Source organism: Methanoregula sp. UBA64, from assembly GCF_002502735.1.
Lineage (GTDB): Archaea > Halobacteriota > Methanomicrobia > Methanomicrobiales > Methanospirillaceae > Methanoregula.
Genome location: NZ_DAQC01000003.1, coordinates 19,815 through 28,256, shown reverse-complemented (window position 1 = coordinate 28,256; position 8,442 = coordinate 19,815). Strand labels below are relative to the sequence as shown.

The following is an 8,442-nucleotide window of genomic DNA, read 5'->3' as shown; positions in this document are numbered from 1 at the left end:
TCGGTCTGCCACCAGGTGTCCACGATCGGGCAGTGATTCTTCCCGATCACCCGGTAGTACCACTCGAACGCCTCCGGGTTGAGCGGCTCGCCCACCGACCCGATGATCCGCAAGGAGGAGAGGTTGTACTTGTTTGGCCACTCCTCCCCGACTTTCATGAACGTCCTTATCGCGGTCGGTGCCGTGTAGAAGACCGAGACCTGCTGTTCCTCGATCAGTTTCCACCAGCTGCCGGCGTCCGGGTAGTCCGGGGTGATCTCGGAGATAAAGACCGTGGCCCCCACCGCGAGCGGCCCGTACACGATATATGAATGGCCGGTGACCCAGCCGGGGTCGGCACTGCACCAGTAGATGTCCCGGTCCTTGATGTCAAAGACCATCTTTGTGGTGTAATATGTCCCGACCATGTAGCCGCCGCAGGTATGGACAACGCCTTTTGGCGTGCCGGTCGACCCGCTCGTGTAGAGGATAAAGAGTGGGTCTTCCGCGTCCATGACTTCTGCCGGGCACTCTGCCGGTTCTCCTTCCATGAGCCCGTAGAAATCGTGCTCGAATCCCGGGCGGAGCTCGACCGGCGGCTCTTTTCTCCTCCGGTGGATGACCACATGCTCCACGGACGGCGAGTTGTCGATGGCCTCGTGTACGGTTGTGATGAGCGGGATCGCCTTACCCCGCCGGATCGAGATATCCGAAGTGATGATCACTTTGGCTTCGGCATCGTTGATCCGCATGTTTAAGGCCGCGGTCCCGAACCCGGCAAAGACAACCGAATGTACTGCCCCGATCCGGGCGCAGGCAAGCATGGCTATCATCTGTTCCGGGACCATGGGCATGTAGATGCAGACCCGGTCGCCTTTTGTTACGCCGAGTTTTTTTAACCCGTTCGCGAACCGCGAGACCTCGCCCAGCAGCCGCTGGTACGAGTACACCCGCTCTTTATCGTTCTCGCCCCGCCAGATGAGAGCAACCTTGTTTCTCCGGTCGCTTTTCACGTGGCGGTCGAGACAGTTTTCGGTAATGTTGAGCTGTGCGCCAACAAACCATTTCGCGTACGGGTAGTTCCACGCGAGGACCTTGTCCCACGGGCGTTTCCATTCCAGTTCACCGGCGACCCCGGCCCAGAAGGCTTCGGGATCGGACAGGAATTTTTGATAAGCGGTTGTGTAATCGCCTATCCAGGAGTCGCGCCTGTACTGCACATCCGGGGTATAGTACTTCGCGTTCTCCACGAGCTTGACATCAAAGTCCTCGTTCATACATCCCCCCCAATATTTTACACTATTAATCATGACAAATTTGTATAAAATGTTTTGGCAGGTGAAATTCTGCCGCACCGGTAAATATTCCCCAATATATAAAACTCTGATCCTGATGAGCGCACCGGCCGGAAACGTGCCAAAGCCGAATCATTTCGCGTTAAATTCCAAACCAGGAATGATACGAGAATCATTATCTATCGGTGCCGGGTAATACTCTATTCAATGCTGGACAGAATGAAGGGCTGCATGCTCGGAGCGGCAGTCGGGGATGCCCTTGGCATGCCAAACGAGAGCACTACGCCGGCCCTCAACAAGATGCGGTACGGCTATCGCCGGGCCTACAAGGGTCACCCGAACGACACCCTCGCCCCGGGCCAGTTCACGGACGATACCCAGACCATGATCCTGGTCGCCATGCTCCTTGCCGACGGAAAATACACGGATGAGCGGTATGGGATCGCCTTGCGGGAACTCTACTCCCGCGAGGCGCTCCGGTTCCCTGACGGGTCCGTCTCCGCGGCCTGCGATCACATGTTGCGGGAAAAAGGCCATGCCTGCGGGGTCCGGTCCACGACCGCCGGCTGTATCCCTCCCGCCCTTCCTTTTGCCCTCACCTATCCCGATATCCACGAAGGTACCGAGCGGGCGGTCCGTGCCTGTTCGGTCACCCATACCCACCCCGGCGCCCACGCAGCAGTCTCAACCTTCCTCACGCTCGTGTACCATGCAATCCACGAGAGTCCCGACCCGGTACAGCTGGCACTTACCCGGGCAAAGAACGAGGACGAAGTGCTGGGGGCAAAGATCCATAACGCCCTCGCACTCGAAGAAGAAGGGATCGACACCGAAACCGCAGTCCTAAAGATCGGAAACGATGTCTCGCTCTACCACACGCTCCCGATTGCCTTTTTTTTGATCCGACGGTACCAGGTCCCGGCCGATCTCTTTACGGTCGCCGCCCACGTAGGGGGAAATACCGACACGATCGGCTTTTTGTGCGGGGCATACCTGGGGGCAAGCCGGGGAAAAGAGGCAATTCCTGCCGATCTGCTCGAAGGTCTTGAGGACCGGCAGCGGATCGAACTTCTGGCGCAACGGCTCTTTGACATTTATACCCGGAAACTCGAACGGTAACTTTTTTTGGCGGTGCCTGCGGGGCCCGGTCCAAAAATCAAAATTACGCGGTTGTTTTCCAAATAGCCGGGGGATTTCCCGTTCTTCCCGCAAAAGGTTTTAGTTTCCCTAAAGAAAAACATCCCTGTATGAAAGTTGCCATAGTCGGGGCATCAGGGTACGCGGGCGGCGAGCTGGTCCGCCTCCTGTGCCATCATTCCACCGCGAAGGTGACCTGCGTCACGTCGCGCAAACTGGCAGGGACCCCCCTGGACCAGGCCCATCCCCAGCTCAAGGGCTTAACCGATCTTGTATTCGAAAACCCCGGGCCGGAGAAGATCGATGCGGACGTTGCGTTCCTCGCGGTCCCGCACACGGCAGCGATGTCGATTGCGGGAAAGCTGCTCTCCCGGGGCATAAAAGTCGTGGACTTAAGCGCAGACTACCGGCTCCCCAAAGAGACATTCGAAAAGGTCTATGGCGTCCCCCACACGGACTACTTTGCAGCGCCCTACGGCATCCCCGAGCTGCACCGCAAAGAATACCAAAACGCGAAGTTCGTTGCAAACCCCGGCTGCTTCCCGACAGGCGCAACGCTCGCAGCGGCACCGCTTGCAAAATACGCACATACTGTGATCTTCGATTCGAAGAGCGGTGTGAGCGGGGCCGGCGACAACCCGTCGGCAACAACCCATTACCCCAATATCGGCGACAATGTCAACCCCTATAAGTGGACGAGCCACCGCCACCTTGCCGAGATGAAACAGGAGCTCGGCTTTTTGGGCTCAAAGGCAAAGGTCTACTTCACCCCCCATCTCGTCCCGGTCAACCGGGGTATCCTCACCACCGCCCACATCCTCCTAAACGAACCGCTGGAGACAAAAGAGGTGGAAAAAATGTACCGGGACTTCTACCAGGGCGAGTTCTTTGTCCGGTACCAGATGCCGATGCTTGCCGCGGTCCGCGGGAGCAACTTCTGCGACATCAAAGTCGAGAGCGAGGGCCTGCGGGTTGTCGCCGTCTCGGCGATCGATAACCTGGTCAAAGGCGCAAGCGGCCAGGCAATCCAGAATATGAACATCATGTGCGGCTTTAAAGAGACCGACGGCCTTGTCGCTGCCGGCCTGCTGCCATAACGGGAGGAAATTATGGTATACAAGAGCATCTGTGCGGTCAAGGGTGTTTCCGCATACGGGATCAAGGAAGGAAAATTCGGGCTCGCCCTGATCCGGGCAAGCGGGACTGCGGCCGGGGTCTTTACCCAGAACCTGGCCCGGGCAGCCCCCATCGAGTTGATGAAAAAACAGATCAAAGCCGGGAAACTCGAAGCGGTTATTGCAAACAGCGGCTGTGCCAATGCATACACCGGCAAGCGGGGTTACGCGGATGCACTGGAGATGACCGAGTACGCCGGATCGGCGCTCGGCCTTGAGGCAGCGGACATCGGCGTCGCGAGCACCGGGGTCATCGGCCGGTACCTCGACCTCCCGCTCATCCGCCGCCAGTGTGCAGAAGTTGCGCTCAGACTCGAAACCTCTCCTGCAGCAGAAGACGCCACGGTCCGGGCTATCATGACCACCGACACAAAGCCCAAACACGCCCTTGTCCGGCGTGAAGGCTTTACGATCGGGGCAATCGCGAAAGGCAGCGGCATGATCGCCCCGAACATGGGCACCATGATCTCGTTCATCTACACCGATGCGAAGATCGGGGCAGCGCCGCTCAAAGACGCGCTCAAACTCGCCGCGGGCCGGACCTACAACCGGGTTGTTGTGGACGGCGACACGAGCACCAACGACATTGCGCTCTGCACGGCAACCGGGGAAGCGGGAAAGGTCAGTGCCAAGGAGTTCGGCACGGCCCTCGAGGAGTGCTGCCGGATCCTTGCCCGACAGATTGCAGCCGACGGCGAAGGGGCAACAAAGCTCCTCGAAGTCACGGTAAAGGGTGCAAAAAAGGAAGCTGACGCAGCAACGATCGCAAAGGTTGTCATCGAGTCGCCCCTGGTAAAAACCGCGGTATACGGCGAAGACCCCAACTGGGGCCGGGTCATTGCAGCAGCGGGCCGGGCCGGCGTGAAGTTTGACATAAACGCGGTCTCGCTCTGGATCAGCGACGGGAAGAATAAGTACCCCCTGGTAAAATCCGGCGAGATCATCGCGGACCTATCGAAAGCCAAGGCCGCGATGCACGGCAGCACGGTCACCTTTGTCCTCGACCTTGCGGCAGGAAAAGAGGAAGCAACTGCATGGGGCTGCGACCTTACCGAAAAATACGTGGATATCAACGGGCGGTACACCACATGATGAAGCGCGAAGACGTGCTCATGGAGGCCCTCCCGTACATCCAGCAGTTCCACGGGAAGACCATCGTGATAAAACTCGGCGGCCATGCCATGGTCGACCCGGCTGTCCTTGAGAACGCCATCCGCGATGCCGTCCTCCTCCACTACGTAGGGATCCGCGTGGTACTCGTCCACGGCGGCGGCCCGGAGATCACCGAGAAGATGAAGGCGCTCGGGAAGGAGTCGGTCTTTGTCGGCGGCCTGCGGGTCACCGACCAGGAGACGCTCGAGATCGCCCAGATGGTGCTTGTCGGAAAGATCAACAAGGGCATCATCTCCCTCATTGCAAAATGCGGGGCAAAGGGCGTCGGCCTCTCGGGAAGCGACGGCAACCTGATCATCGCAAAGAAGATGGATCGTCAGAAGGTCAACGTCGAGGGCGTGGAACAGGAAGTCGACCTCGGCCATGTCGGCGAGATCGAGTGGATCGATCCCTCCCTTCTCACCACCCTCATGGACCGCGATTACATCCCGGTCATCTCGCCGATTGCCATCGACCGGTTCGGCGGGAGCCTCAACATTAACGCAGACACGGCGGCCGGCGACATTGCCGTTGCCCTCAAGGCCTACAAGCTCATCAACATGACCGATGTGGACGGTGTGATGGACGCGAAGCGCACGCACGTCTTCAGGAAGCTCACGATTACCGAGGCCCGCGATCTCCTTTCCTCGGGTGCAATTGGCGAGGGCATGATCCCAAAGGTCTCCTCGGTCATCAAGGCCGTCGAAAATGGTGTCAAATACTCCCATATCATCAACGGGAATACCGAGCACAACCTGATCCTCGAACTCTTCACCCACGATGGCGTAGGGACGATGATCTCCCTCCAGTAGCTTTTTTTAAGGGACAGATTCAACACTCATTCAGGATACGTAAAGGGAGCTCCCGGATGGACAGGATCATCAAAAGTATCATTGCAGTTTTTGCCATAATCGCCGTTCTTGCGGTTGTCTTTGTACTGGCACCCGGGATCGCAGGAACCACCGCAGCCTCACCTGCGCCGGCATTTGTAGTCGACAATACCGCGGTCTATTTCTTCTATGGGGAGGAATGCCCGCACTGCAAAAATGTCGAGCCGTTCATTGATAACCTCTCTGCAAAATACCCGGATGTCACGATCAACCGGCTCGAAATCTGGCATAACCAGACCAACAAACAGATCTACGATGCATTGAACGCGGCAGCCGGGATCTCCTCGTCCCCCGGTGTCCCGGAAGTGATCGTCGGCAAGGTCGTCCTGGTTGGCGAGCGGGATATCCCGGCACAGCTCGAACCGCTGGTGCAGGCCATTGAAAAAAAAAAGCTGAACCCGGCACCATAAGCACAACGCCGGCCCCCTCTTCTTTTACCCCATCCGTTACCGCATATTTCTTCTATGGCGACGGGTGCAGCCATTGCGATGCAGTAAAACCGTTTGTTCTGGAAACCACCGCCCGGTACCCCTCGCTTGACCTCGAACAGCGTGAGGTGTACCACAATGCAACGAACCAGGCACAGTTCATTGCCATGGACAAGGCCCGCGGTATCGACTCGCCCGGCGTTCCCACCCTGATTATCGGGAATGTTGCGCTCGTGGGCGAAGACCAGATCCGGGACCGGCTGGATACGGTGATCCGGCAGGAACTTGCCCGCCCTTCCGCGAACGGGAACGTAACGGCCGGCACCACCTCCGCGGAAAACTGCCCCGGGACGGTCTCGGCCCTGACCGTGCCCCTTGTCATCATCTGCGCCGGGATAGCGAGCATCAACCCCTGCGGCCTTGCCGTCCTTGCCATTCTCCTGCTCTCGATCATTGCGCTCCAGACCCGCCGGCAGGTGCTGATGGTCGGGATCACCTACATTGCCGCGGTCTTTTTGTTCTATTTCCTCTCGGGCCTCGGGTTCCTCTCCTTTATCCATATCTCGGGGACCGGGATCTCGTCCCTTATTGCAACCGCAGCAGCGGCGATAGCGATCATCCTCGGGCTCGTAAACATCATCGATGCAGCGGTGCGAAAGGACGGGTTCCTCCTTGCCATCCCGACGTCAAAGAAACCGGTGCTCGAGCAGTACATCCGGTCCGCAACGCTCCCCGCGGCATTTGTCCTCGGCGTCCTGGTCGGGATCTTCGAGCTGCCCTGCGCCGGCGGGATCTACCTGACGATCCTCGGGCTCATGAGCAATACGATGACGGTCACGCAGGGCATCCCCTACCTGCTCCTCTTCAACCTCATCTTCATCCTGCCGCTGATCGTGATCCTCCTCGTCGTGGTCTTCGGGATTCCCCCGGAGCGGGTCAATACCTGGAGACTTTCGAACCGGCGGATGCTCCGGGTGGGGATCGGCCTTGCAATGGTGGCCGTGGGTATCTTCATCCTCGTTGTCCCCGCATTCCACTAACTTTTTTTAAAAAGGGCATATCCAAAATTTCCGCTCCTTTCTGTACCGGAACCTATTATATCTCGAAAATGGGATCTTTTCTAAAAATCCTGACGGGATCTGGTGACCATGAAGAACGTGATCTATTACTTTACCGGCACCGGCAACTCGCTTGCCATTGCAAAGAAGATCGCCGCTGCACTGGGCGAATGCGAACTGGTGCCACTATCATCGCTTACCGCTGCTCAAAAGATCGCACCGGTCGCCGACCGGGTGGGCATTGTCTGCCCGGTGTACTTCCTCGGCCTGCCCCTGATGGTCGCAGAGTTTGCCGGCCGGTTCGACCGTTCACAGGCAGGGTACACCTTTGCGGTTGTCACCTACGGCGGAAGCGGCAGCGAACCAACGCTCCGTCAGCTGGATGCAGCGATGAAAAAACAGGACAGCCGGGGGCTCGATGCCGGTTTTTCCGTAAAGATGCCCGGGAACTACATCCTCATGTACGATCCCCTGTCAAAAGAGACCTGCGACAACCTGTTTGCCGCAGCAAAACAACAGCTGGCAGAGATCGTTTCCGTCATCGGGAAAAGCGAACACAAACCCCTCCCCCGCTCGCTTGCCGGCTCCCTTATCCACACCATCGCCTACCCGTGGTTTGTCTCCCATGCCCGCACAAAATCCCGGGAGTTTACGGTCAGTGACGCCTGTACTTCCTGCGGGACCTGTGCGGCGATCTGCCCGGCGGATAACATCGAACTCGTTGAAGGGCGGCCGGTCTGGAAGGACCGGTGCGAGGTCTGCGTAGGGTGCATCCAGCTCTGCCCGGCGCAGGCAATCCAGGCCGGGCCAAAGACCGCACAGCGCTCGCGGTACCATAACCCGGAGATCGCCCTTGCCGAGCTGAAGAAAACCAGACAATAAGCGTATAAAAAAAGTATCCGGAAGGGACCGCACGAACCTCCCGGCGCCGGTAAGGGGAGACCGGATATTACCTGACAATCCTTTTAGGCGGCACTTTTTCCCCGAGAGCCGCCCGCTGTGCCTTCTCGTTCATCGAGATCAGGATCTCGAAGATCTCTTTTATCGGTGCGGGGTCGAGGCGCTCTGCCTTTGCTTCCGCCATCACATAGGCGAGCACATCGTTTTTGCGCTGGCTGTCGTGCACCGCGATTCCCGCTGCGTGTTTTAAGTCTGCAACCTTCTTTGCATAGCTCTGCCGTTTGGCAATAAGCCGGATGATATCCTCATCAAGCCGGGTGATCTCGGCCCGGACCTCTTCGAGCGTCATGTACGAGTACTATGGCAGGAAACACGGATAAACATGATGAAGTGCGGGGGGCATAACGCGAAGACAGATAACATAATAC

The 8,442-nt window shown here is 58.1% G+C and carries 9 protein-coding genes; 7 read left to right on the top strand and 2 right to left on the bottom strand.

Translation table 11 applies throughout. From position 1 onward, the window contains the following. A partial coding sequence (locus tag BP758_RS07120; protein ID WP_292370154.1) for an AMP-binding protein occupies window positions 1-1,256 on the bottom strand: 1,256 nt, incomplete at its 3' end. A gap of 225 nt (window positions 1,257-1,481) precedes the next feature. Here BP758_RS07120 and BP758_RS07115 point away from each other — a divergent pair. The 7 genes from BP758_RS07115 to BP758_RS07085 all read left to right on the top strand — a co-directional run bounded on the left by BP758_RS07115 (window position 1,482) and on the right by BP758_RS07085 (window position 7,996). Continuing rightward, window positions 1,482-2,393 carry an ADP-ribosylglycohydrolase family protein gene (locus BP758_RS07115; protein WP_292370152.1) on the top strand — a complete coding sequence of 304 codons (912 nt, stop codon included), beginning with the start codon at window positions 1,482-1,484 and terminating at the stop codon, window positions 2,391-2,393. Between the two features lie 128 nt (window positions 2,394-2,521). Further along, on the top strand, window positions 2,522-3,508 hold the full coding sequence (argC, locus tag BP758_RS07110) for an N-acetyl-gamma-glutamyl-phosphate reductase (protein WP_292370150.1): 987 nt from the start codon (window positions 2,522-2,524) through the stop codon (window positions 3,506-3,508). Window positions 3,509-3,520: 12 nt separating this feature from the next. Then, window positions 3,521-4,678, top strand: a complete 1,158-nt coding sequence (gene argJ / locus BP758_RS07105) for a bifunctional ornithine acetyltransferase/N-acetylglutamate synthase (protein ID WP_292370149.1) — start codon at window positions 3,521-3,523, stop codon at window positions 4,676-4,678. After that, complete coding sequence (argB, locus tag BP758_RS07100) at window positions 4,678-5,550, top strand: acetylglutamate kinase (RefSeq protein ID WP_292370192.1); 873 nt, start codon at window positions 4,678-4,680, stop codon at window positions 5,548-5,550. Before argJ ends, argB begins: the two co-directional genes overlap by 1 nt. A gap of 56 nt (window positions 5,551-5,606) precedes the next feature. Beyond that, the gene (locus BP758_RS07095; protein WP_292370147.1) at window positions 5,607-6,038 is read left to right on the top strand and encodes a thioredoxin family protein; all 432 of its coding nucleotides are present in this window, start codon (window positions 5,607-5,609) and stop codon (window positions 6,036-6,038) included. Between the two features lie 146 nt (window positions 6,039-6,184). After that, a complete protein-coding gene (locus BP758_RS07090) occupies window positions 6,185-7,096 on the top strand; it encodes a cytochrome c biogenesis CcdA family protein (protein ID WP_292370146.1) in 912 nt (303 codons plus the stop codon). Between the two features lie 108 nt (window positions 7,097-7,204). After that, window positions 7,205-7,996: an EFR1 family ferrodoxin gene (locus tag BP758_RS07085; protein WP_292370145.1), complete on the top strand. Its 792-nt coding sequence runs from the start codon at window positions 7,205-7,207 to the stop codon at window positions 7,994-7,996. 67 nt (window positions 7,997-8,063) lie between these two features. On the opposite strand, the gene BP758_RS07080 is transcribed toward BP758_RS07085, so the two are convergent. Next, window positions 8,064-8,363, bottom strand: coding sequence for a chorismate mutase (locus BP758_RS07080; RefSeq protein ID WP_292370144.1), 300 nt, complete (start codon window positions 8,361-8,363; stop codon window positions 8,064-8,066). Window positions 8,364-8,442: the final 79 nt, after the last annotated feature.